22 protein-coding genes are annotated in these 22,869 nt (G+C 71.1%); 15 read left to right on the top strand and 7 right to left on the bottom strand.

Going from position 1 to position 22,869, the window contains the following annotated elements:
• Positions 1 to 37: 37 nt before the first annotated feature.
• Positions 38 to 925 (bottom strand): TIGR01777 family oxidoreductase, encoded by an 888-nt coding sequence (locus ACZ45E_RS32865; protein ID WP_468227915.1) that lies wholly within the window; start codon positions 923 to 925, stop codon positions 38 to 40.
• Positions 926 to 957: 32 nt separating this feature from the next.
• Between ACZ45E_RS32865 and ACZ45E_RS32860 the strand changes: the two genes are divergently transcribed.
• Genes ACZ45E_RS32860 through ACZ45E_RS32850 form a run of 3 tightly spaced genes read left to right on the top strand, consistent with a single transcriptional unit; the run spans position 958 to position 4,003 of the window.
• Positions 958 to 1,491: a GNAT family N-acetyltransferase gene (locus tag ACZ45E_RS32860; protein WP_468227912.1), complete on the top strand. Its 534-nt coding sequence runs from the start codon at positions 958 to 960 to the stop codon at positions 1,489 to 1,491.
• Between the two features lie 43 nt (positions 1,492 to 1,534).
• The gene (locus ACZ45E_RS32855) at positions 1,535 to 2,647 is read left to right on the top strand and encodes a PP2C family protein-serine/threonine phosphatase (protein WP_468227908.1); all 1,113 of its coding nucleotides are present in this window, start codon (positions 1,535 to 1,537) and stop codon (positions 2,645 to 2,647) included.
• An 18-nt stretch (positions 2,648 to 2,665) separates the two neighbouring features.
• Positions 2,666 to 4,003, top strand: a complete 1,338-nt coding sequence (locus tag ACZ45E_RS32850; RefSeq protein WP_468227906.1) for a hypothetical protein — start codon at positions 2,666 to 2,668, stop codon at positions 4,001 to 4,003.
• A 31-nt stretch (positions 4,004 to 4,034) separates the two neighbouring features.
• On the opposite strand, the gene ACZ45E_RS32845 is transcribed toward ACZ45E_RS32850, so the two are convergent.
• On the bottom strand, positions 4,035 to 4,760 hold the full coding sequence (locus ACZ45E_RS32845; RefSeq protein ID WP_468227993.1) for a peptidoglycan recognition protein family protein: 726 nt from the start codon (positions 4,758 to 4,760) through the stop codon (positions 4,035 to 4,037).
• Between the two features lie 154 nt (positions 4,761 to 4,914).
• Between ACZ45E_RS32845 and ACZ45E_RS32840 the strand changes: the two genes are divergently transcribed.
• Together ACZ45E_RS32840 and ACZ45E_RS32835 are read left to right on the top strand one after the other, a co-directional pair.
• Positions 4,915 to 6,117: a MarP family serine protease gene (locus ACZ45E_RS32840; protein WP_468227904.1), complete on the top strand. Its 1,203-nt coding sequence runs from the start codon at positions 4,915 to 4,917 to the stop codon at positions 6,115 to 6,117.
• A gap of 239 nt (positions 6,118 to 6,356) precedes the next feature.
• Complete coding sequence (locus ACZ45E_RS32835) at positions 6,357 to 7,703, top strand: NAD(P)/FAD-dependent oxidoreductase (protein WP_468227901.1); 1,347 nt, start codon at positions 6,357 to 6,359, stop codon at positions 7,701 to 7,703.
• Positions 7,704 to 7,805: 102 nt separating this feature from the next.
• Here ACZ45E_RS32835 and ACZ45E_RS32830 read toward each other — a convergent pair whose 3' ends face one another.
• Positions 7,806 to 9,242 carry a regulator gene (locus tag ACZ45E_RS32830; RefSeq protein WP_468227898.1) on the bottom strand — a complete coding sequence of 479 codons (1,437 nt, stop codon included), beginning with the start codon at positions 9,240 to 9,242 and terminating at the stop codon, positions 7,806 to 7,808.
• Between the two features lie 254 nt (positions 9,243 to 9,496).
• On the opposite strand from ACZ45E_RS32830, the gene ACZ45E_RS32825 reads away from it, so the two are divergent.
• From ACZ45E_RS32825 to ACZ45E_RS32805, 5 genes are all read left to right on the top strand, one after another.
• Positions 9,497 to 9,838, top strand: coding sequence for a 5-carboxymethyl-2-hydroxymuconate Delta-isomerase (locus tag ACZ45E_RS32825; RefSeq protein WP_468227895.1), 342 nt, complete (start codon positions 9,497 to 9,499; stop codon positions 9,836 to 9,838).
• A gap of 76 nt (positions 9,839 to 9,914) precedes the next feature.
• Positions 9,915 to 10,712 carry a lipoyl(octanoyl) transferase LipB gene (gene lipB, locus ACZ45E_RS32820; protein WP_468227891.1) on the top strand — a complete coding sequence of 266 codons (798 nt, stop codon included), beginning with the start codon at positions 9,915 to 9,917 and terminating at the stop codon, positions 10,710 to 10,712.
• 129 nt (positions 10,713 to 10,841) lie between these two features.
• Complete coding sequence (lipA, locus tag ACZ45E_RS32815; RefSeq protein WP_324766485.1) at positions 10,842 to 11,807, top strand: lipoyl synthase; 966 nt, start codon at positions 10,842 to 10,844, stop codon at positions 11,805 to 11,807.
• A gap of 358 nt (positions 11,808 to 12,165) precedes the next feature.
• A complete protein-coding gene (locus ACZ45E_RS32810) occupies positions 12,166 to 12,363 on the top strand; it encodes an SCO2195 family GlnR-regulated protein (RefSeq protein ID WP_468227889.1) in 198 nt (65 codons plus the stop codon).
• A 60-nt stretch (positions 12,364 to 12,423) separates the two neighbouring features.
• The gene (locus ACZ45E_RS32805; RefSeq protein WP_468227990.1) at positions 12,424 to 13,122 is read left to right on the top strand and encodes a DUF4191 domain-containing protein; all 699 of its coding nucleotides are present in this window, start codon (positions 12,424 to 12,426) and stop codon (positions 13,120 to 13,122) included.
• Positions 13,123 to 13,367: 245 nt separating this feature from the next.
• On the opposite strand, the gene ACZ45E_RS32800 is transcribed toward ACZ45E_RS32805, so the two are convergent.
• A complete protein-coding gene (locus ACZ45E_RS32800; RefSeq protein WP_468227887.1) occupies positions 13,368 to 13,835 on the bottom strand; it encodes an RDD family protein in 468 nt (155 codons plus the stop codon).
• A 191-nt stretch (positions 13,836 to 14,026) separates the two neighbouring features.
• Here ACZ45E_RS32800 and glnA point away from each other — a divergent pair, with 191 nt between their 5' ends.
• The gene (gene glnA / locus ACZ45E_RS32795) at positions 14,027 to 15,436 is read left to right on the top strand and encodes a type I glutamate--ammonia ligase (RefSeq protein ID WP_468227884.1); all 1,410 of its coding nucleotides are present in this window, start codon (positions 14,027 to 14,029) and stop codon (positions 15,434 to 15,436) included.
• A gap of 462 nt (positions 15,437 to 15,898) precedes the next feature.
• On the opposite strand, the gene ACZ45E_RS32790 is transcribed toward glnA, so the two are convergent.
• Positions 15,899 to 17,518: a hypothetical protein gene (locus tag ACZ45E_RS32790; RefSeq protein ID WP_468227882.1), complete on the bottom strand. Its 1,620-nt coding sequence runs from the start codon at positions 17,516 to 17,518 to the stop codon at positions 15,899 to 15,901.
• Between the two features lie 493 nt (positions 17,519 to 18,011).
• Here ACZ45E_RS32790 and ACZ45E_RS32785 point away from each other — a divergent pair, with 493 nt between their 5' ends.
• Positions 18,012 to 18,224, top strand: coding sequence for a hypothetical protein (locus ACZ45E_RS32785; protein ID WP_468227880.1), 213 nt, complete (start codon positions 18,012 to 18,014; stop codon positions 18,222 to 18,224).
• Positions 18,225 to 18,275: 51 nt separating this feature from the next.
• Here the strand turns inward: ACZ45E_RS32785 and ACZ45E_RS32780 are convergent, their stop codons facing one another.
• The gene (locus ACZ45E_RS32780; protein ID WP_468227877.1) at positions 18,276 to 18,812 is read right to left on the bottom strand and encodes an NUDIX domain-containing protein; all 537 of its coding nucleotides are present in this window, start codon (positions 18,810 to 18,812) and stop codon (positions 18,276 to 18,278) included.
• A gap of 1 nt (position 18,813) precedes the next feature.
• A complete protein-coding gene (locus tag ACZ45E_RS32775) occupies positions 18,814 to 20,166 on the bottom strand; it encodes a tetratricopeptide repeat protein (protein WP_468227874.1) in 1,353 nt (450 codons plus the stop codon).
• Positions 20,167 to 20,397: 231 nt separating this feature from the next.
• On the opposite strand from ACZ45E_RS32775, the gene ACZ45E_RS32770 reads away from it, so the two are divergent.
• From ACZ45E_RS32770 to ACZ45E_RS32760, 3 genes are all read left to right on the top strand, one after another.
• Positions 20,398 to 21,156, top strand: coding sequence for a hypothetical protein (locus tag ACZ45E_RS32770; RefSeq protein ID WP_468227873.1), 759 nt, complete (start codon positions 20,398 to 20,400; stop codon positions 21,154 to 21,156).
• 72 nt (positions 21,157 to 21,228) lie between these two features.
• A complete protein-coding gene (locus ACZ45E_RS32765; RefSeq protein ID WP_468227870.1) occupies positions 21,229 to 22,140 on the top strand; it encodes a phosphotransferase family protein in 912 nt (303 codons plus the stop codon).
• Positions 22,141 to 22,836, top strand: coding sequence for a class I SAM-dependent methyltransferase (locus ACZ45E_RS32760; RefSeq protein WP_468227867.1), 696 nt, complete (start codon positions 22,141 to 22,143; stop codon positions 22,834 to 22,836).
• Positions 22,837 to 22,869 lie beyond the last annotated feature (33 nt).

Here is a 22,869-nt window from a genome sequence, read left to right as displayed (position 1 = left end):
CGGACGCTCGGAGCCTGTCCTGAACCCCCGTCCGCTCTCAAGCGGCCTTGATCGCGTCGTCGAGGCCCGGGAACGCGAACTCGAACCCCGACTCGACCAACCGGGTCGGCACGGCCCGCGTCGAGCCCAGCACGTCCTCCGCCATCTCGCCGAGCACCAGGCGCAGCGCGGGCGCCGGGGCCGTGGCCAGGGTGGGCCGGCGCAGGACCCGGCCCATCGCCGCGGTGACCTCGCGGTTCGTCGCGGGGTGCGGCGCCGTCAGGTTGACGGGACCGGCCAGGGAGTCGGTGTCCAGGAGGTGGCGCAGCGCCGCGACGTGATCGTGCAGCGCGATGTACGACCAGTACTGGCGGCCGTCGCCCATACGCCCGCCGAGGCCCGCCTTGAACAGCGGGAACAGCTTGGCCCAGGCCCCGCCGGAGCGGGAGACGACCAGGCCGGTGCGGGCCATGACCGTACGGATCCCGGCCTGGTGGGCGGGGGCGGTGGCCGCCTCCCACTCCACGCACACCGAGGGCAGGAACCCGTCGCCCGGCGGGGCCGTCTCGTCGACGGCGCGGCTGCCGGTGGAGCCGTAGTAGCCGACGGCGCTGCCGTTGAGCAGGACGCGCGGCGGGGTGGGGAGGGCGGCGGCGGCCTCGGCGATGAGGGTGGTGCCGAGGACGCGGCTGTCGCGGATCTCCCGCTTGTAGGCGTCCGTCCACCGGTGGTCGCCGACGCCGGCGCCGGCGAGGTTGACGACGGCCTCGCAGCCGCTGAGCCGGCCGGTGTCGATCTGCCCCTTCTTCGGGTCCCAGCGGGCCTCGTCGGCGGCGCGCGGGGCCCGGCGCACCAGCCGCACCACCTCGTGTCCGTCGGCGGTCAGGGAACGGACGAGCGCCGAGCCGATGAGCCCGGAGGAGCCCGCCACCGCGATACGTGTCATGCCTCCATCTTGCCGGTCGTACAGTGACCCGCATGTCGCAGCAGCCACCCCTCATACGCTTCGCCGTGCCGGACGACGACGAGGCCCTGAGCCGCCTGGACCGGGACACCTGGTCGTATCTGCACGCGGTCAAGCCGCCGCCGCAGCCGCCCTACCCGCCGTTCTTCACCGAGCGGTTCGGCCCGCGCGACCATCTCGTCGCCGAGCTCGCCGGGCGGGTCGTGGGCTACATACGGCTCGGTCTGCCCACCGCGCTGGCCGCGAACGCGCACGTCAGGCAGGTTCAGGGGCTGGCCGTCGCCGCGGAGGCGCGCGGGCACGGCCTGGGCCGGGCCCTGCTGCGGGCCGCGGTCGAGCAGGCCCGGCGGCAGGGTGCGCGGCGGATCACGCTGCGGGTGCTCGGGCACAACGCGCCGGCCCGCAAGCTGTACGAGGACGAGGGCTTCGTCGTCGAGGGCGTGCTGCCCGGCGAGTTCCTGCTCGACGGGGAGTACGTGGACGACGTGCTGATGGGGCAGGAGCTGCACACCGGGCCCTGGCGGCATGCGGAGGCACGCGACTCGTAGGAGGGTTGAGGGCGTACGCCCGTCGCGAAGGGAGCCGGTTGGCATGAGCTGGCCCGTGGCGCGCCGCCGTGACGGGGAGGAGCGTGCCTGGCTGCGCGGGGCGCCGCCGCCGCGCTGGGTGCGCTGGCTGCCCATCGTGCTGTTCGTCGGGCTCTGCCTGCTCCAGGCGTGCACCGAGACCCACCTGGAGCTGGGTTTCCTGCTGGCCGCGCTGCCCCCGCTGGCCGCCCTGTCGTACGGGCCCGCCGCCACCGGGGTGCTGAGCGCTTTCATCGTCGTGGTCCTGGCCCTGCCCTCGGCCGGGTTCGGCCGCCCCGGCAACAGCGACGTGCTGACCGTGACGTTCGTGTCGGTGCTGAGTGTGCTGATCGCCTGGGTACGCAGCCGCCGCGACGAGCAGCTGGTCACGGTCCGTACGGTCGCGGAGGCCGCCCAGTTCGCCGTGTTGCCGCCGCTGCCCGACCGGGTGGGCTCGGTGCGCTGCGCCGGTCTGTACCGGGCGGCGCAGCGCGGGGCGCTGGTCGGCGGGGACTTCTTCGACGTGCGGCGCGGGCCGCACGGGGTGCGGGCGGTCGTGGGGGACGTACAGGGGCACGGTCTGTCGGCGGTCGGCACGGTGGCGGGGCTGCTCGGCGCGTTCCGGGAGGCGGTGCTCGACCAGCCGGACCTGGAGGGCGTCGCGGCGCGGCTCGACCGGCGACTCGTGGTGGACGCGGCGCAGGAGGAGCACGCGGAGCTGTTCGCGACGGCGGTGCTCCTGGAGTTCCCTGACGACTCCCCCGTGGTCCGCGTCCTCAGCTGCGGCCATCCGCATCCGCTGCTGCTGCGCGCCGGACAGGTGGCGGAGCTGCCCGTGGCCCCGGGGGCGCCGCTGGGCGTGGGGGTGGCGGGTCTCGAACCGCCCGAGCCGCTGACGGTGGACCTGCGCGCAGGGGACCGGCTGCTCGCGCTGACGGACGGGGTGACGGAGGCGCGGGACGCCGCCGGCCGTTTCTACCCGCTGACGGCCCGTCTGCCGGGCTTCGCGACCGAGGATCCCGCGGCGCTGACGGACGCGGTCTGGCGCGACGTGGTGCGGTTCGCGGAGACGGTGCGGGACGATCTGACGCTGCTCGTCTTCGCTCCGGACACCCCGGACGTGCCGCGCGAAGGGTGAAGTGTGAACGTTAGGCCCATGACATACCTGGGACTCCCGCGCCGCGCGGGACGCGGGCGCGGCACGACCGTCGCTTCCATCCTGCTGCTGCCGCTGACGCTGTCCTCGCTGGCCGCGTGTTCCGACGACGACGGCACGGCCACGCCGCCGGTGGCCTCCCCCGCCGCGACGGCGAGCGGCGCGCGGTGCGTGACGGACCCGCCCGCCCCGGACCGGGGCGCGGACGCGGCGCCCGCGACCCGCGGCACGTACACGCTGGAGAGCGGCGAGAGGACCGCACGGCGGGGCACGCCGTTCAAGGCGAAGAAGGCCGACCGGTCGGCGGTGCTCGTCTCCGGTGCGGGGACACTGTCGACGCGCGACTCCCGGGTCTCCAAGAAGGGCTCCACGTCGTCCGTCGAGGACTCCGCAGGGCACGGTCTGAACGCGGCGGCGCTCGCCCGCGACGGTGGCCGGATCTCCCTCTCCGGCGGCCGGATCACCACCAAGGGCAAGGGTGCGACGGCCGCGTTCGCCTCGGGGAAGGACGCGCGGGCACAGCTCGGCGCCAACATCATCAAGACCAAGGGCATCTCCGCGCACGGCGTCTCGGCGTCGTACGGGGGCGAGGTCGACCTGCGGTACGTGCAGATCGACACGGCCGGCGCGCAGGCCGCCCCGATCGCGACCGGTCCCGGCGGGGCGAAGGTGTCCGTGTCCGGCGGCACGATGACCTCGGCCGGGTGCGGTTCGCCCGGGGTGCAGAGCGCCGGTGACGTGTCGGTCTCCGGGACGCTGTTCGACCTGGCGAACTCGGAGGCGTTCACCGTGGAGTCCGGGGGCTCGCTCGCCCTGAAGAACGTACGGGCCACGGCCGCAGCGGGCGGCGTCGTCCTGCGGGGCGGCGACACGGCGGCGTTCTCGATGTCGGGCGGGTCGATCCAGGCGGCGGACGGCGACCTCTTCTCGGTGCGGCAGGCCGTGGCGGACATCAGCCTGTCCGGGGGCGCCGAGCTGAAGACGAAGGGCGGGGTGCTGCTGCGGGTCCGCGACAAGGGGATCGCGACCTTCGCGGCGGACGGCGAGAAGCTGAAGGGCGACGTGATCGTCTCCAGCGGCTCCGCCGTCCTCGACCTGCGCGGGTCGACGAAGCTGGACGGGGCGGTCGCGGGGGCGACGATGACGCTCGGCGCCCGCGCGCGCTGGTCGGTGGCCGGCGACTCATGGGTCAAGGGCCTGGAACTGGGCCCGGAGGCGAGCGTCTCCGACGTGATCGACGGGAACGGGCACTCGGTGACGTACGACCGGGCCGCCAGCCCCGGCCTCGGCGGAAAGACGTACCGGCTGAACGGCGGCGGAACCCTGCGGCCCGCCTAGTTACCGGCGGGACCCTGCGGCCCGCCTAGTTTCAGCCAGGGCGCTTCCGGGAGGCCCGGTCCCGGCCCTGGAAGTGGGCGGCGCGGGTGCGGATCGCGGGCAGTTCACTCATCAGGGCCTCGCCGGGGCAGGCGGTCTCGTAGCCGTCGCGGTGTCCGGAGATCGCGTGGAACTCGGCGGCGGTGCCCTTCTCGAACCGGCTCAGGCTGTTGCTGGAGACCAGGCGCACGGTGGAGCGCGGGTCGACCCGGGAGAGGCCGAGCTTCCACGCGGCGAGCGCGGCGATCGAGTCGGTCATCGCCCGCGGCACCGGCGTGCCCTTCGTGAACGTGCCGATCGCGGCGATGCCGACCGTGTTCCGGTTGAAGCCCTGGGTGTGGGCGCCGACGACGGGCCGGTCGACGCCGCCCGCACGCCCCTCGTAGACGGTGCCGCAGCGGTCGACGAGGAAGTTGTAGCCGATGTCGTCCCACTCCTTGCCGCCGGCCTGCCCCGCGTAGACGAAGCGGACGATGCGCGGGGCGTCGGCGCAGTCGTAGTCGTTCGGTGAGTCGGTGTGGTGGACGAAGACAGCGACGACGCGGTCCCCGTACCGGACGGGGGCCCGGTGGTAGGGGTCCATACCGGCCAGCCACTTCGCGCGGGGCACGATGTGCGGCGCCGGGGCGGGGTGGACCTCGGCGACACGCGCCGCCGTACCGGAGCTGTGCCTCGCCTCGGACCGCCCCGTGCGGTCGACCAGGACGGCGCCCACCATCAGGAGCCCGAGGACCAGGACCCCGGGCACGCAGCACCACACCCTCCGCAGGACACGCACGCCTCCACTCTCCGGCGCCCGCGCGCTGTGCGGTCGACCACATGTCCGCCAGTTGGCGGAACCAGTACGGGCTCCGCGGTCGTTTGTTACCGATATGGACCCGCGGATACACGTCCTCGACATCGCACTGATCGTGCTGGCTCTCGGCTACGCCGTCTCCGGCTACCGGCGCGGCCTGCTCACGGGCCTGGTCTCACTGGCCGGGTTCGTCGGCGGCGCCGTGGTCGGCGTATGGCTGCTGCCCTTCGTGATGGACGCGGTCACGACCGGCACGTCGACGGCCACGGTGGCCGCCGTGCTCACGGTGCTGCTCCCCGCGATCGCCGGGCAGACGCTGGCCGGGCGGCTCGCGGTGCGGGTGCGCGGCGGGATGGACCGGGCCCCGGGGCCGCTGCGGGTGGCCGACGGGGTCGGCGGCGCGGCGGCGGGCGCGCTGGCCGTGCTGGTCGTGGCGTGGGTGGCGGGCAGCGTCCTCGCGGCGTCGTCATCGGTGGCGCTGAACCAGGCGATCCGCGGTTCCACCGTGCTCGGCGCGGTCCACGACACGATGCCTTCGTCGACACCGGCCTGGTTCTCGCGGGCCACCGGGGCGCTCACCTCCGCGGGCTTCCCGCAGGTCTTCGACCCGTTCGCCAGCGAGCCGTCTGCTGAGGTCGCGAAGCCCTCGGGCGACAACGTGACGGCGGCGGCGACCCGGGCCGCGCAGCGCAGCACCGTCAAGGTGGAGGGCGCCTCGGGCACCCAGGGTCGTGAGGGCAGCGGTTTCGTCTACGCGTCCGAGCACGTCATGACCAACGCCCATGTGGTGGCGGGCATCGACGATCCTTCGGTCCGGGTCGGCGGGGTCGGCCGCGCGTACGCCGCGCAGGTGGTCCTGTTCGACCCCGACAAGGACGTGGCCGTGCTGTACGTGCCCGACCTGCGGGCCCCGGCCCTCTCCCTCGACGACAGCGCCTCGCGCGGCGACGCGGCGGTCGTCGCGGGCTACCCGCAGAACGGCGGCCTCGACCTCCAGGCCGCCACGGTCGCCGACACCATCCGGGCGGGCGGCCAGGACATCTACGGCACGGGGAACGTCACGCGCGAGATCTACTCGATCCGCTCCACCGTGCTGCCGGGCAACTCGGGCGGTCCCCTGCTGACGACGGACGGACGGGTGTACGGGGTGGTGTTCGCGCGGTCCACGTCGGACGCCGGGACGGGGTACGTGCTGACGGCCGACGAGGTCTCGCCGGAGGCAGAGCGGGCGGCTACGGCGACGACACCGGTCGACACGGGTTCGCTCGTCTCGTCCTAGGGCGTGCCGCCCGCCGCGGGGCAGGCGGGAGTTTCGACACACGTCCTGGTCCTGGCCTCGCGGCCCCGGGGGCGCATCCGCGGTCCTCGCGTGCCCCCGTGCCGCCCCGACGCGCGACCGCTCCCGGCCTGTCGCGGACCTAACCTCGTCCCGAACCCGGGTATCCCGCGGCCGTGCAGGGGGCATGACGCCTCCGGAAGAGGCCGCGGCCGGCCGCCGCGCAACTCTGGGAGGGGCACGTGCTTGAGCCCGCGATCGCAGATTCAGGGGCTGTCGTCGTCGTGGGGGCCGGGGTCGCGGGACTCGCGGCGGCCCGGCACCTGACGAGGGCCGGTGTGAGGGTCCTGGTCCTGGAGGCCGGGGGCGGGGTGGGGGGCCGGATGTCCACCGAGAAGGTCGACGGGTTCCGGCTGGACCGGATCGGACAGCTGCTCTCCACGTCCTACCCCGAGCTGCGTCAGGCGCCCGGTCTGGACGGGCTCGTGCTGCGCCCCTTCTCGCCCGGCGTGCTGGTGTCCAGCGAGGGCCGGCGCCACCGGGCGGGCGAACCGGCCGACCCCCGGCGCACAAGGGGCGCACTCAACGCGGCGCGCGCCCTTGCGAGCGCCCCCAGGCCGCCGCGCGGATCCCGGCCCCCGCTCGGCGGCCCCCTGGACCACGCGCGGCTCGGGGCGGCTCTCGCGCGGCTCGCCGCCACCGACCCCGCCCGGCTCCTCGCCCGCCCCGAACTCCCCATAGGCAGCGCCCTGTCGGCTCGCGGCCTGCCCGCCAGGACCCTGCACGGTTTCGTCCGTCCGCTGCTGTCGGCCCTGCTCTGCGACCCGGAGCTGACGACGTCCAGCCGGTGCGCCGACCTCGCGCTGCACGCCTACGCGTCGGGTCGTCTCGCCGTGCCCGAGGGCGGCGCCGACACGCTGCCCGAACTGCTCGCCGCCGGCCTGGAGCCCGGCACCGTGCACACCGGCGTCCGCGTCACCGCCGTCTCCGCGAACTCGGTGACCACCGCCGAGCACGGCCGCCTCCCCTGCCGCGCCGTGGTGCTGGCGACGGACGCGGTCGCCGCCGCCGAACTCCTGCCCGGCCTGCGCGTGCCCGCCTTCCACCCGGTGACCGTCGTGCACCACGCCGCGCCCGAGCCGCCGCTCGCCGAGCCCGCGCTGCTGCTCGACGCCGACCGGCTCGGGCCCGTCGCCCACACCTCCGTCATCAGCCAGGTCGACCCGGTCCGCGCCCCGGCCGGCCGGGCGCTCGTCTCGTCGACGGTGCTCGGGGCGCCGCCCTCCGAGCACGAGCTGCGGGTCCATCTCGCGGCCCTCTACGCCACGTCGACGCGGGACTGGGAGACGCTCACCGTGCACCACGACCCGCGCGCCGTACCCGCGATGCCCGCACCCCACGACCGCCGCCGCCCCGTCCGCCTCCTGGACGGCCTGTACGTGTGCGGGGACCACCGGGACACCAGCACGGTCCAGGGCGCCCTCCGCTCGGCCCGCCGCGCCGCTCACGCGGCCCTGACCGACCTTGGCGTACGGCGGCCCACGACGGCCGGCCCGTCGCGCGCCGCCTCCGTCGACGAGGCGGCCTGAGAACTGCCCCCGCAGTACTTACCGGCAGTACTTACCGGCCGGCCTCGGCGTGCAGCGGGCACGGCTCGGCGAGGCGACCCGGCAGGCCGCCCCGCGCCCGGCTCAGCCCAGCGCCGCGATCTTCTCCCGGTACCCCCGGACGGGCCCCGCGTCGCGGTAGGGCTCCAGGCGGCGCTCGAACTCCCGGACGTACTCGTGCGCCCGCACCGACCGCATGTCCGCGGCGGCGGCCGCCGCCTCAGCGCCGAGCGCACAGGCCGCGTCCAGCTCGCCGAGGCCGAGCCGCGCGGAGGCCAGCACGACCCGGCAGAACAGCCGGCTCCGCGCGAACCCCGGCGCCCGCAACCGCAGTGACCGCTCCGCGTGCTGCGCCGCGGTCCGGTACAGCTGGAGGTCCCGGTGGCAGTGCCCGAACTCGTCCGCCAGCTGCGCCTCGTCGAAGTACCGCGCCCAGGGCGGCACATCGTCCCCGGCCCGCGCGGCTTCGAGCGCCCGCTCGGCCCGCACCAGCGACGCCGTGCAGGACCGCACCTCGCCCAGGACGCCGTGCCCCCGCGCCTCCACGGCGTGCAGCAGCGCCTGGAGCGCGGCGGGCGCCGCGCTCCCGACCCCCTGCTGCGCGACCCGCGCCAGCTGCACCGCCTCCCGGCCGTGGCCGAGGTAGACGGCCTGGCGGCTCATGGTGAGCAGGACGTACGCGCCGTACAGCCGGTCGCCCGCGGCCTGCGAGAGCCGCAGCGCCTGGACGAAGTACCGCTGGGCGAGCCCGTGCGCCGCGATGTCGTACGAGGTCCAGCCCGCGAGCCGGGTGAGATCGGCGACGGCCCCGAAGAGCCGCCGCCCGGCCTGCTCCCCGTACGTGCCGCGCAGCATGGGCTCGGCCTCGTGCTCCAGGTAGCGCACCAGCGCCTGCCGCGCGTGCCCGCCGCCGTAGGCGTGGTCGAGCGCGCGGAACAGTTCGCTGACCGAGCGCAGCGCCGCGATGTCACCGCCGGTCACCCGGTGTCCGGGGCCCCGCTCGGTCTGGGTGCGCTGCCGGGGCACGGCGGGCCGCCCCTGGAGCGGGACGCGGGGCACGGCCTCGCCCCGGGTGACGCGGTCGTCGGCGCGGCCGATCAGCCAGTCGCGGCTGGGCACGACGAGTCCGGCCGGGGTGAACGCGATCTTGCGGAGCTCGGCGTGGCTGCCGGAGTCCTTGCGCCACAGGCCGCTGACGATGTCGACGGCCTCCTCCGGCGAGCCCGCGAACTCCAGGCCCGCGTAGACGGGCGCGCAGGCGTCGAGCCCGAGGTCCTGCGCGGAGAGGCGGCGGCCGAGGCGGCGGGTGAAGACTTCGGCGATCAGTGCCGGGGTCGTCCCGCGCGGCTGCTGCCCGCGCAGCCATCTGGTCACCGAGGTCTTGTCGTATCGCAGGTCGAGACCGTGTTCGAGCCCGAGCTGGTCCACGCGGCGCGCGAGGCCCGCGTTGGAGAAACCCGCCTCCGCGATGAGCGCGGCGAGCTGGCGGTTCGGTGTGCGCTGCGGAGGTCGTTCCGTCATCAGCTGTGCGGTCTCCTGCCTTCCGGGCCGGGGTGCAGCCCTCATGGAACGGCGCGAATGTAGCGGCGATACCGGCCCTCCACGGGGCCTTCGCGGCGCCTTCATCCGATCGTGTGACGAACTGCGCGAGGAGTGGACGGACCGGGCCCGGTGCGGGAGACGACGGGGCGGTCCGGAGGCCGCCTCCGCTCAGTCATACGATGCTTGTGCGTTACACCCAGAAGTACCCAGCAGTACCTGGAAGGTTTCTCCCCGTGCCTCATATCGTCATCGACTACTCCGACGGCCTCGCCGGCACGGTCGACGTACCCGCCCTCGTGGCGGAGCTCCACCCCTTCGTCGTCGAGCGCGTGCGCTCGGTCGGCGTCGGCAAGACGTTCGCCCGCCCGGGCGCCTCCTACGTGGACGGCGTCGCGGCCCCCTTCCTGCACGTGGAGGTCGGGCTGCTGCCGGGCCGCCCGCAGTCCGTACGGGCCGCGCTCTCCGAGGACGTACTGGCGCTGCTGGACAAACACACGTCCGGGGCGCCGGGGATCACGTGCTCGGTCGAGGTCAGGGAGCTCGACGCCTCCTACCGCCTGTTCCCCACCCACTGACCGCCGGTGCGAGCGCCGTACAGTGGTTCGGGGCGCGATATATGCACGGTGAAGGTTTTCGAGGGAGGCGCTTGCCGTGAGTGAGTTCCGGTTCGTCCGCATGGGGTTCGGTGCGGACATGGTCGAGTACCAGGTCGCCTGGGACGAGCAGCGTCGTGTGCACGCCGCCCGTTTCGCGGACGAGGTGCCCGACACGTGTCTGCTCCTGGAGCACCCGGCGGTCTACACCGCGGGCCGGCGCACCGCGCCCGAGGAGCGCCCGCTGGACGGCACCCCGGTGATCGACGTGGACCGCGGCGGCAAGATCACCTGGCACGGCCCCGGCCAGCTCGTCGGATACCCGATCCAGAAGCTGCCCCGCCCGGTGGACGTGGTCGCGCACCTGCGCCGCCTGGAGGACGCGATGATCGCCCTCTGCGCGGAGTTCGGCATCGAGACCTCCCGCGTCGAGGGCCGAGCCGGCGTCTGGGTCCTCGGCGACCCGGTGGCCGAGCGCCCGAAGCCTGGCGGCCTCATCCTCGACTTCGATCCGCGCGCGAGCGACCCGGAGTTCGACCCCCGGCTCGACGGGCCGGAGTACGCCCCCTCGAACGCGGGCCAGCGCCGCGAGGACCGCAAGATCTGCGCCATGGGCATCCGCGTCGCCAAGGGCGTCACCATGCACGGCTTCGCGCTGAACGTGAACCCGGACACCTCGAACTTCGACAAGATCATCCCGTGCGGCATCCGCGACGCGGGCGTCACCTCACTCTCGTACGAGCTGGGCCGCGAGGTCACGATCGACGAGGTGCTGCCGGTGGCCGAGAAACATCTGCGGGCCGTCCTGGAGGACGCGGAGCTGCGACCGCGCCCCGTCGAGAAGGCCCCGGCGTAGCGCCCCGGGGGTCTCGGGGCCCCTGGGGAATGCACCCCGAAGGCCAGAGGTTGGCCATCCGTGAGGGCCATGAACATCACGGGCGTACCCTGATGTACGCCGAGGAATCAAAGCTTTAGGGAGCCGGTCGTGTCCGCAGTCGCACCCGACGGACGCAAGATGCTGCGCCTGGAGGTCCGTAACGCTCAGACCCCCATCGAGCGCAAGCCCGAGTGGATCAAGACCCGGGCGAAAATGGGCCCCGAATACACGAAGATGCAGAACCTCGTGAAGTCCGAGGGCCTGCACACCGTCTGCCAGGAGGCGGGCTGTCCCAACATCTACGAGTGCTGGGAGGACCGCGAGGCCACGTTCCTCATCGGCGGTGACCAGTGCACGCGGCGCTGCGACTTCTGCCAGATCGACACCGGCAAGCCCGAGGCGCTCGACCGTGACGAGCCGCGCCGCGTCGGCGAGTCGGTCGTGACGATGGACCTGAACTACGCCACGATCACCGGCGTCGCCCGCGACGACCTGGAGGACGGCGGCGCCTGGCTGTACGCGGAGACGGTGCGCCAGATCCACGCGCAGACCGCCGACCGCGCCGAGGGCCGCACCAAGGTCGAGCTGCTCGCCCCGGACTTCAACGCGGTCCCGGAGCAGCTGGCCGAGGTCTTCTCCTCGCGCCCCGAGGTCTTCGCGCACAACGTCGAGACGGTGCCGCGGATCTTCAAGCGCATCCGCCCCGGCTTCCGCTACGACCGCTCGCTCAAGGTCATCACCGAGGCCCGCGAGTACGGCCTGGTCACCAAGTCGAACCTGATCCTCGGCATGGGCGAGGAGCGCGCCGAGGTCAGCGAGGCGCTGCGCCAACTGCACGACGCGGGTTGCGAGTTGATCACCATCACGCAGTACCTGCGGCCGTCCGTGCGGCACCACCCCGTGGAGCGCTGGGTCAAGCCGCACGAGTTCGTGGAGCTGAAGGAGGAGGCCGAGCAGATCGGTTTCTCCGGCGTCATGTCGGGCCCGCTGGTCCGCTCCTCGTACCGCGCCGGGCGGCTGTTCCAGATGGCCGTGGAGAAGCGCGGCGCGTACGTCGCCTCCCAGGCGGTCTGACCGCACGGCACCGCGGTTCGACCGCCCGGTACCGCGGTTCGACCGCCCGGTACCGCGGTTCGACCACGCGGCACCGCCGTCCGATCGCACAGCACCAGGTCCGGCCGCATGGCACTGCGCGTGTGAATTCACGCACAAGCGACTACCGCCCGGTATCGGCCGAGAAGGCGCGGTCCCGACCGTCCTCGCAGATGAGGGCGACCATCGGGGCCGCGTCACCGTTCCGGCGCGGCCGACAAGGCTTCATCGGCGTTTGACCGCCCGGTCACGTCCTGGTAACACCAATCAGTGACGCTGTAATCACGCCTCGTACACCTTTCACCAAAGCCGTGACCCACTTCGAGGGGGGACCTCACCCATGCAGGCCGCGCCCGTACGCGCCACCGCGATCCCGACCTTCACCCACGCTCTGCGTGCCGTCGAGTCGCTGCTGATGAGCAGCGGCCAGCGCACCGCACGCCGCAATGCCTGGACCTCCGTCCTGGAGGACCGTCGCCGCGCCAAGGACCGGGTCGAGGCCCAGCGCGTCCTCGAAGCCGTCAGCTCCCGGGGCTGAGCCGCGTCGAGGCCGGTGCTGCTGTTCATCGGCGGCCCCCGGCCACGTAGACTTCGAAGCATGGCGAGGAAGGAACCTGCAGCGGACGCTGCAAACACCGGGCGGCTCAAGCAGATCGCTCTGACCTACAAGATGACCCGCAAGGCCGATTCGAAGATCGGTCTTGTACTCGCGGCTGTGGGAATCGTCACCTTCGGTGTCTTCCTCGCGATCGGTTTCTTGATCGGTCACCCCATTTATCTCGGAATTCTCGGCTTCCTGCTCGCCTTCCTCGCGATGGCGATCATCTTCGGGCGCCGTGCCGAGCGAGCGGCCTTCGGGCAGATGGAGGGCCAGCCCGGCGCGGCGGCCGCGGTGCTCGACAACATCGGGCGCGGCTGGACGACGACGCCCGCGGTAGCGATGAACCGCAGTCAGGACGTCGTGCACCGGGCGGTCGGCAAGGCCGGCATCGTGCTGGTCGCCGAGGGCAACCCGAACCGGGTGAAGACCCTGCTCGCGGCCGAGAAGCGGAAGATGGCCCGCATCGTCTCCGACGTCCCGGTCCACGACCTGCTCGTCGGCAACGGCGAGGGCCAGGTGCCGCTGAAGAAGCTCCGCACCACCATGCTGAAGCTGCCCCGTGTGCTCCCCGGCCCCCAGGTGACCGCGACCAACGACCGGCTGCGGGCGATGGGCGACCTGATGGCGAACATGCCGCTGCCGAAGGGTCCGATGCCGAAGGGTATGCGGATGCCGAAGGGCGGCAAGATGCGGTGACGCTCCGCTGATGCCCTACGAAAAGGCGCCCCGAGCTTGTGCTCGGGGCGCCTTTCGTTCGTCTGGTGTCCGCGGGTTTCGTCGTGGCTGGTCGCGCAGTTCCCCGCGCCCCTGGAGCATGCGGCTCCGCCGCAGCCCCATCGGGGCGCGACGCCTCTGTGAGATGGCGCACGCAGTGCGCATCTCAGGGGGCGCGGGGAACTGCGCGACCAGCCACCACGCACCCGCGGCCGAAGACGCCGCGCTCAGATACGAACCTGTACGGCCTTCGCCAGACGGTCGTGCAGGCCGCGGCCGTCGCGGTCCCAGATCAGCGCGGGCACGGCCACGCACAGCAGCACCGTGCGGACGACGACCCGGCCGAGCCCCAGCCGCCCGCCCGCCTCGGAGACGACCCGCAGGCCGAAGAGGCGCTTTCCGGGCGTGCAGCCGATCGTGCCGACCGTGAGGATGCCGAGGAGGAGGAAGATGAGCAGCGCCCAGTTTCCCGTCGCCTGGCTGTAGCCGTGCGTGACCAGGCCGTATGCGATCAGCATGCACAGCGCCCAGTCCACGACGAGGGCCCCGACGCGTTGGCCGGGGCGGGCGACGGAGCCGGGACCGCGCTCGGGCAGACCGAGCTGCTCCCCGCGGTACCCGAAGTCCGCGCCCGACTGTTCCAGGGCCTCGCGGGGCCCCGACAGCCACGATCCCATTGCTTCCCTGTTGTCCACGCGTCCACGGTACTGCGCCCGGCCGCTCGGCCCGCCTGACCCCCCTCGTCCGGTTAACTTCGGCGAAACAAATGGGTCATGCTTGAGAAACCACGTCTGCCTATGGTCAGGTCCAGCGTGTGCCACCGCACTGGCCGCACGACCGAGCTACAAACCCCGCCCCTCCCCCGGGTGGGAGTAGGAGGAGTTGGATGTTCCAGAACGCCGATGACGCCAAGAAGTTCCTCGCGGACGAGGACGTCAAGTTCGTAGACGTCCGCTTCTGCGACCTGCCGGGTGTGATGCAGCACTTCACGGTGCCGGCTGCGGCGTTCGATCCGGACGAGGAGCTTGCCTTCGACGGCTCCTCGATCCGCGGCTTCCAGGCCATCCACGAGTCCGACATGGCGCTCCGCGCCGACCTGTCCACCGCGCGCGTCGACCCCTTCCGCCGCGACAAGACGGTCAACATCAACTTCTTCATCCACGACCCGATCACGGGCGAGCAGTACTCCCGCGACCCGCGCAACGTGGCGAAGAAGGCCGAGGCCTACCTCGCGTCGACCGGCATCGCCGACACCGCGTACTTCGGCCCCGAGGCCGAGTTCTACGTGTTCGACTCGGTCCGCTTCGAGACCTCCGCCAACCGCTCGCTCTACGAGATCGACTCCGAGGCGGGCGCCTGGAACACCGGCGCCGTCGAGAACAACCGCGGCTACAAGGTCCGTTACAAGGGCGGTTACTTCCCGGCCCCGCCGGTCGACCACTTCGCCGACCTGCGCGCGGAGATCTCCCTGGAGCTGGACAAGAACGGCCTGCAGGTCGAGCGCCAGCACCACGAGGTCGGCACGGCCGGCCAGGCGGAGATCAACTACAAGTTCAACACGCTGCTCGCCGCGGCCGACGACCTGATGCTCTTCAAGTACATCGTGAAGAACGTCGCTTGGCGCAACAACAAGACCGCGACCTTCATGCCGAAGCCGATCTTCGGTGACAACGGCTCGGGCATGCACGTCCACCAGTCCCTGTGGGCCGGCGGCGACCCGCTCTTCTACGACGAGCAGGGCTACGCGGGCCTCTCGGACATGGCGCGCTACTACATCGGCGGCATCCTCAAGCACGCCCCGTCGCTGCTGGCGTTCACCAACCCGACGGTGAACTCGTACCACCGCCTGGTCCCCGGCTTCGAGGCCCCGGTCAACATGGTCTACTCGCAGCGCAACCGCTCCGCGGCCATGCGTATCCCGATCACGGGCTCCAACCCGAAGGCCAAGCGCGTCGAGTTCCGCGCGCCGGACCCGTCCTCCAACCCGTACCTCGCCTTCTCGGCGCTGCTCATGGCGGGCCTGGACGGCGTGAAGAACAAGATCGAGCCGGCCGAGCCGATCGACAAGGACCTCTACGAGCTGGCTCCCGAGGAGCACGCGAACGTCCAGCAGGTCCCGACCTCGCTCCCCGCGGTCCTCGACGCCCTCGAGGCGGACAACGAGTACCTCCAGGCCGGCGGCGTCTTCACGTCCGACCTGATCGAGACGTGGGTCGACTACAAGCGCACGAACGAGATCGCCCCGATCCAGCTGCGCCCGCACCCGCACGAGTTCGAGCTGTACTTCGACATCTAAAGATCAGGTCTGGGTGACCTGGGCGGGATTCTTGAACGCAGGCGTTGACCTGCGGAAACACTGCTCAGCAGTGCTCGCTGTTTCCGCTTGGTTTCCGCCCTCTTGTGCACCGCGTGTGCACCGTCGGCCCGATCCTCTGACGTAGCGTCAGCAACAGTGAGGCCGCCACTCCCCATCGCCATCGGGGTGGCGGCCTCATTCGCTTATGGCACGGCTCCGCCCGAGACTTACGCATTACGAGCAGGACGGAATCCATGATCAAGGGTGCTCGTGCCGGATGGTGTTGTCCTCGCCAGGTCAGCACCATCCATCAGGAGGCTTGATCCGGCCCGCGCCGGCCGGTGCTTTGCTGGCCCGCTCACGCATAGTGCACGCAATACCGGTCGTCTGACCTTCTCAGACCGGCGTTGAGCGTCGCCACTGCAGCACGGGCGCTGCGGAGCACACACTTTGCGATACACCTCACCTCTGCTCAGGGCAGCGGTTCTGACCATCGCTCACTGCGTATGTCGAGACCTCTGCCGAGTTCACCGACATCACAGAGTCAGGGCCCCCACGCTCACGAGCCCGTGCTGGGTCCCACAGGTAGAGGACCGCGCCATCCGTGCTGAAAGCGAGCAGCGGACGATCGATGGAGAGCGGACCATTGTGCACGGAGAGCTTGGCCTTGAGTGGCTGTACACACATCCGCTCGCCCTGGATGCCGAAGTAGGAGTCCGGTGCGGTCGCGTTCACTACATCACGGGCGGCGTGGTGGGCTGCTGCAGCGGTCCGGCTCATGAAGGCAACTCCTCCAGCAACGACGAGCATGACGGCGGCACCCACGGACACGACGGTCACAATGCTCTTCTCCCAGGCCCAGTGAAAGTGGCGCGCCCAGCCGTAGAGGGCTAGAGGCGGCAGGAGCAGCCCAACACAACCGAGCGTAGGGAGCAGTGCGGATGCGCCGGTCCAATACACGGGAGCGGAGACCGAGTCGGAGGGGATTCCAAAAGCGTCCTCCACGTACAGGAACTGCAAGAACGAGCCGACGAACGGCAGGACCCACGGCAGGGGCAGGACAAGCACGGTAAGCAGGCCGACCGCATGCCTGCTAATCCAGGTCTGGCGAACGGCGAACCAGCAGCCTCGGGGGACATACCACAGCAGAGTCAGACAGGCGAACGTGAGCAGAACGCTCCTGATCTGCGCGGCGACGCCGTAGGGGTTCTGTTGGTGCCACACGTATCCGGGCATCGCGCTGCCAGCGAGGATCAAGGTCCCGGCCGCCCAGCGCAAGGGCCAGGGGCGACGCTGATTGCTCGTGTACCAGTTGCCGACGAACCACGCCGCGACGGCGAGTGGCGCGAACATGCCCAGTTGGCCGAGCAAGGAACGGTCGTACGCGAGCCAGCCGTAGAACATGAGCAGGGATGCCAGGGCAAGGCGGAGCGCTACCCCTCGACGGCCGCGCCACCATGGGTTTCCGTTCTCCTCCGTCTCATTGGCCTTGGGTCCCACGCTCTTGCGCACGCCGTGGCGCGACTCGTCAAACTCGAAGCCTCCGAGCCGCTGTCGCACGAGTAGCTCGCGGACCTCCGCTTCTTCGACAGATGGAGCAACGCCGATGGTGCGCTGCTCGTCAGCGAGCCCTGACTGGGTACGCAGCGAGGCCAACCAGCCGAGACCCCGCCTGCTCCGCCAGCTTGATTCCCGAAAGACGCGCCATGTCACCAACGGTTGAGGCGCCTGGGCACGGACGAGAGACCCTCCCACGATGGTCACGGACACGTGCTTGCCCACAACCTCCAGCAGGCGCTGGCGAGCGCCGGTTTCGGCGCCCCTGCGCGAGCCTGGAAGCCGCACTTCTACGACATATGCAACTTGGTCCTCCGGCCGTCCGGGATCCTCCTGCTCACCGGCCAGCCGGATAGCCCAACCTTGCTGCTCACACAGCCCCTTGGCGAGCAGCTGATCGCGCCCGCGCTTCGGAGCCCGAAAGACCAGATCCACCCGCTCGTCGAAACCCGCAGCTGGCAAAGGGACTTCAACTTCGTCGGCAGCTGCGTCATTTTGAGGCCCGCCGGACTGAGAATCGTCCATCGCCCTGCGTGGACCGGGAACCCCCAACCGTGTCTCCGTTCTCGCCCTCCGTTCACTATTCGACGACATGAGACGACGAATGTGCAGCGTGCCGAAGACCATTGCCTTGACATCCCCTTTGCTGTCAGCGCTACGCCGGTGGAGGGGACGGGCGCTCATGGAGTCGTGACCGTCCCATGACTCAAGTGCGATCACGGTCGCACGGAGCACTGACAATGCCGCCCGCCGTTTTCGCCGACGACCGGCGCCTGAATCCAGGTACTGGTGGAGCCCCTCCCGGAGGGCGTGCGCCCGAAGTCAGTCACGGAAGGGTGGACGGAAACGCACAATGGCCTCGGCAGGTGGGCTCCGAGACGGGAGACAGACTATGGCGAGGAAGGTGGCCGGGCAGGGCGGCGGGAGGCGAGCCATTCCAGCGCCTGTGCGCTTGGAGGTATGGGTGCGCAGCGGTGGCCGATGCGCGATCTGCAACAGATACCTGCTCGACGGAGGGATGGCTGGCCGCACCGTGCGACAGGGGGAGTTGGCGCACATCGTGGGCCAACAACGGACCGCAGGTTCCCCGCGCGGTGAACACGACCTGGTGGAGCGCCACACAGCCGACAACTTGATGCCGGTCTGCGCCGACGAGCACGACGAGATCGATGCTTCCGGCACCTTGGACGCACCTCTGGCAGCCCTGTCCTTGTCGACGCCCATCTGGTGAAGGCTGTCGACAAGGTTCGCCGTGCGGGTTGAGCGCGCGGCCTTGGGGCCGTTACTGCCCCCAGCCGTTCAAGGAGACCTCCGGGCCTCCGCCGAGGTAGAGGCGGAGGGCGCTGGCGGTGGTGTCCACGAACGCCTCGGGGATGGCCATGGCATCCACCCAGCGAACCTGGGCGTGCTTCCGCGGCTCACGGTTCTCGGGCTCGCCGGTCCACTCGTGGGCTGCGAAGACGACGGTCAGGAAGCCGTTGGGTGCTTCAACTCCCCATGCCCCGTGGATGATGTGGGCGACCTTGAGCGACTCCGACTTCACCGTCAGGCCGGTCTCCTCATAGAGCTCGCGCACCGCGGTATCTGTGATGGGTTCGCCTGGTTCGCTCTTGCCGACCGGCAGGTCCCACATGCCCTGGGCGAACTTGGCGTTCTCGCTGCGTTGGAGGAGGACGACACGGTTGGTGGCCTTGTCATGGACGATTACGGCGGCGACCAGCAGAGTCATGGACTCGAGGGCGGGCTTGAGGGCTTTGGGCTGGTCCTTGGTCTTCTGCTGAGCCACGGTGGTCCCTTCGTCGGCCGACTTGTTGGGCATGTTAGGCGAGTGCTTCCCGTGCGCGATGGGCGAGTTCGACGGCTCCTGGCACCTTGCGCCTTTGGTAGATCACGAGGGTCGACCGGAGCGAGGTGATCGCCTTGCGGGCGCGGTCCGAGGTCATGCCCTCCATCAGCACCACGGCCTGGCTCCAGGCGGCAACTGCCTCATCCGCGCGAGTCTGAGCAGCCAGGCTGTCGCCGAGATCGGCGTAGGTGAGGGCGTGGACACGCTTGTACTTCTCCGGGTCCCAGCGGGTGAGCGCATCGCGGTGCTGCTGCTCGGTCCCTACGTGGTCAGCGAGGTCGGTCAGGGTGCGGGCGGTGTGGCTGGCGACGGTGCCGGAGGCCGGGCCGCTGACGCGGGAGTAGCTGGGCTGCGGGCCGTCCTCGCGCAGCAGGGCGTCTTCCGCGGCGAGTAGGGCGCGGGCGGCGTGTGGTCGCTCGCCGGTGGCTGCGTAGGCCCGGGCGTGGGTGATGTGAAGAAGGGCCTCGGTCTTGCCGTCGATGTGGCCGATACCGCCAGCGAGCGCGGCTTCGGCGAGGTCGATGCAGTGGTGGGGTTGCTTGAGGCTGAGGGCCTGGTGGGCGAGGGCGCGCATCATCCAGGCGGCATGGCCGTGCGGGTCTGCCTCGCAGGCGAGTTGGTAGCCGACTTGGTAGTAGCGCTGGGCGGCGCCCTCCTGGCCGAGGTCGTGGTGCTTCCAGCCAGCCAGATAGGCGAGTTCGGCCACCGCGCCGAAGGCAGCTCGGCGTAAGGCTTCGGTTGGGAAGCGGGCGCGGAGCATCGGAGCGGCTGTGTCGGCGAGGTAGGCGGTCACGGTGGTCAGGCCGTGGCCTCCGCCCAGGCGTTCGTCGGCGGCGCTGAAGGCGGCGGTGATCTGGCGTACGACGTCCACGTCCTCCGTCCCCACCAGGGTCGTGCCGGTGCGGGCGCGGAGCATGCGAGTGGTGGCTTCCCGGTCGTAGGCGAGCGGCATGGCGACGCCGGCGGTGGTGAAGGCGGCGATGGCGAGGAAGCGGCGGCGTTCGACGTCGGCGCGGCCGAGGTCGGTTGCGGCAAGGACCGGGTCCGGTTCATCGGCGGTGGATTCCGGGGTGGCCAGGCCGATCTCGGCCTGAGTGATGGTTCTGTGCGAGCGGCGGGAGAGGGCTTCGGCGAGGTACTGGCCGGTCCTCCCGGTGGGCTGGCGGGCTCCGCTTACCCAGTGCGAGATGGCTGACTTGTTGGTCTGCAGCATCTCGCCGTTCTCCGCGGCAACGCGGCGGACGTCCTTGGCCAGGGCCTCGAAGGTGCAGCCGACGGACTCGATGGTCTCGCGCAGACGGGAGTTGGGTTCTCTCGGCGCTGCCACGACCGCCTCCGATCCCGGCGCTGTAAACCGCGTATACCGCTTGGCCTGCCCTTCACCGTACCCACTGAGCGTGACCGGCGGTTCACTAATCATCAGCCGCCCGGAACGGTTCCAGATCCGACCGTGAATCCAGGCTCCCCACTTGGCCGGGCGGCACCCAAGTTCCGTACGCCCGTTCCGGGTTCGGGCATTCCTGCGCCCGAACCCGGCCGATCAAAGACGGAGTCCCCGGTGACCAACATCGACACGGCAACCGCTACGGCCATCACGGTCGAGATGCCCACCCCCTTCGATGAGCGCTGGAGCCGCCTGCCCGGCATCCAGATCGAAGGGCGGCGCATCACCATCGACCCGGCCGAGTACTTCTTCCGCTTCGAGTCCCACACCTGGCTCGTCGCCGACTGGGAGCTGGTCAAGTCCCAGCTCCTGGACGTGGAGGAGACAACGCAGAGCGCGGTCGAGCAGCTCGCCCTCGACTTCGTGAAGGCCAACGCCTGGGCCACGTCGGACGCGGCCCAGGTCCTGGCCACCGCGTACGAGGTGTACACGTACCTCTTCCGCGACGAACACCTAGCCAGTCTCGGGCTGCCGCAGATCACCGCCGCCCACCTGCGCATGCTCCGTGAGGCGGCCACGCTGATGGCGCTGAACAAGGTCGAGCTGGACGGGCACATCTCGAACGTCGGCCCGTGCTGGTTCTTCCCCGCCGCCACCTCCGTCGTCTTCGACCTGGATGACGAGATGGGCGGGATGCTCGACGAGGTCTACCACGGCGGCTGGTTCAACGAGCACCGTCGCATCGAGTCCATCAAGGCCCACGCCGCCCTCGGCGGAAGGCTCGTGCACGGCTGCCAGTCCGTGCCGGACCAGTCCGGCGGTGTCGTCGCGCCCTACGGTGCCTCGATGGCCAACTTCCGTAACGACCTTGCCGAGTTCAAGGCCGGATGGATCGAGCAGGTCTACGCCCATCGCGTGACCGACCCCGCGTAGCACCCGACCAGGCTCCGGGGCGGGCCGGCCACCTCGCCCGCCCCGGACGCCATCAATCCACGGAGCCCACTCATGGACGAGAAGCTGATCGCCGAACTCCTGACCCACCTGTGCGCAGTCAAGGGAGTGCCCCTGCCTGAACGCGCCGAGGTGCGGGTGTGGTCGATGTCCGGCGTCGAACGCGTCACCTTCCCCGACCGGACCACCGCCATCTTCAAGTACGCCAAGCAGCCCTTCGACAGCGAGGCGCAGGCCCTGCGCCTGGCCCGCACCCTCGGCGTCCCCGTACCCGAGCTACACGCGACGGCGATCCTGGACGGCTGCCTCGGCATGCTCCTCGAAGACCTCGGCACTCCTTCCCGTGAGGCGGACGACTTCGACGGTGTCGCGGCGGCCGTGGTCCTCCACGGCACCCGCACCGCGCCGGCCCTGCCGCTCCTCGATGAGGAGCGCCTGAGCGGCCTGCCCGTGCGTGCAGCCCTGCACCTCGATGAGCTCCACGCGGCCGACCGCTGGTCGGATACCGACGACATCGCAGGTGCCCTCGATCAGATCACGAAGGCCGCCGGTCCCAAGGCCACCGGCACCACGCTCGCCCCGTTCGGCTGGGTGCACTCCGAGTTCCACCCCACCAGCCTGCACATCGGGGATCACGGCTGGCGTCTGCTCGACTTCGCCCGTGCTTTCACCGGACCCGGCCTGCTCGACCTCGCCAGCTGGCACGGCACCCTCGAGACCCCCGACCCGGTACGTATGCGGGCCTTCCTCGACCAGTACGTCGCCGCCGGCGGGACCCCTGACACGCTCGCCGAGCGCGGCGGCCTGCCTGCAGAGCAGTGGGCGCTCGGATGGCACCGCATGTGGGCGGTCGAGTGGTTCATGGAGCAGTCGATCCGCTGGGTCAATGACCCGGCCACCGACCCCGCGTACATCAAGGTCGTACGCCGCCACCTCACCGACATCCTCCAACTGCTGGAGGTCTAGGTGCTCACCGCTCAGGCATCCCCCTGGCATGCCCACGCCCTCCAGCGCACCGCGACCGGTCCTGCCGAGCCACTGGGCGTACCGGCGCGGATGGGGTGGACGACGAGACCCGGACGCGGACCAGGCGCTGAGATCCTCGGCCACGACTTGAGCGGCAAGCGGGTGTTGGAGCTCGGCTGCGGTCCCGGCCACAACACCGCCCACCTCGCCACACGCCATGGCGCCCGTGTCACCGGCGTCGACCTGGTCGGTCTCCAGGTCCGCCGTGCCCGCTCCCACTACGGAAGGTTGAGCAACCTCACCTTCGTCGCCGGTCACGCACTGCACTATCTGCAGGGCTGCGACGAGCAGTTCGGTGCCATCTACTCCGTGTTCGGCGCCGTCGGCCTCGTAGCCCCTGAACTGCTGCTGCCTGCCATCGCTCAGCAGCTCAAGCCCGGACGCACCCTCGCCTTTTCCACCCCGCACCCTCAGCGAGGAGGACGCCGCGCGGCCACGGGCGACCACCCCCGCCGGGACTTCGTCGTTCTGCCCGACCGCAACCGACTGCTCGTCGCCCGCTGGGACTTCAGCGCCGAGCAGTGGCAGCGGCATCTTGCCGACGCCGGTCTATGGCTCACCGCCGCCCATGAGTTCCACGATGCCCGGCTCGGCCACTGGCCCACGACCCTGCTGATAACGGCCCGCAAGCTCTGACGCTGCCGACCGCCACACCACATGGAGGCACCC

The sequence above is a fragment of the Streptomyces sp. NPDC030991 genome (assembly GCF_055571235.1).
Note: the sequence above shows the minus strand (reverse complement) of the source record. Positions and strands in the feature narration are given on the sequence as shown.

Bases quoted from the DNA above. Each gene is read 5' to 3' on its own strand.
- ACZ45E_RS32865 (WP_468227915.1), bottom strand. From the start codon at position 925: ATGACACGTATCGCGGTGGCGGGCTCCTCCGGGCTCATCGGCTCGGCG.
- ACZ45E_RS32860 (WP_468227912.1), top strand. From the start codon at position 958: ATGTCGCAGCAGCCACCCCTCATACGCTTCGCCGTGCCGGACGACGAC.
- ACZ45E_RS32855 (WP_468227908.1), top strand. From the start codon at position 1,535: ATGAGCTGGCCCGTGGCGCGCCGCCGTGACGGGGAGGAGCGTGCCTGG.
- ACZ45E_RS32850 (WP_468227906.1), top strand. From the start codon at position 2,666: ATGACATACCTGGGACTCCCGCGCCGCGCGGGACGCGGGCGCGGCACG.
- ACZ45E_RS32845 (WP_468227993.1), bottom strand. From the start codon at position 4,760: ATGGTGGGCGCCGTCCTGGTCGACCGCACGGGGCGGTCCGAGGCGAGG.
- ACZ45E_RS32840 (WP_468227904.1), top strand. From the start codon at position 4,915: ATGGACCCGCGGATACACGTCCTCGACATCGCACTGATCGTGCTGGCT.
- ACZ45E_RS32830 (WP_468227898.1), bottom strand. From the start codon at position 9,242: ATGACGGAACGACCTCCGCAGCGCACACCGAACCGCCAGCTCGCCGCG.
- ACZ45E_RS32810 (WP_468227889.1), top strand. From the start codon at position 12,166: ATGCAGGCCGCGCCCGTACGCGCCACCGCGATCCCGACCTTCACCCAC.
- ACZ45E_RS32805 (WP_468227990.1), top strand. From the start codon at position 12,424: ATGGCGAGGAAGGAACCTGCAGCGGACGCTGCAAACACCGGGCGGCTC.
- glnA (WP_468227884.1), top strand. From the start codon at position 14,027: ATGTTCCAGAACGCCGATGACGCCAAGAAGTTCCTCGCGGACGAGGAC.
- ACZ45E_RS32790 (WP_468227882.1), bottom strand. From the start codon at position 17,518: ATGGACGATTCTCAGTCCGGCGGGCCTCAAAATGACGCAGCTGCCGAC.
- ACZ45E_RS32785 (WP_468227880.1), top strand. From the start codon at position 18,012: ATGGCTGGCCGCACCGTGCGACAGGGGGAGTTGGCGCACATCGTGGGC.
- ACZ45E_RS32780 (WP_468227877.1), bottom strand. From the start codon at position 18,812: ATGCCCAACAAGTCGGCCGACGAAGGGACCACCGTGGCTCAGCAGAAG.
- ACZ45E_RS32765 (WP_468227870.1), top strand. From the start codon at position 21,229: ATGGACGAGAAGCTGATCGCCGAACTCCTGACCCACCTGTGCGCAGTC.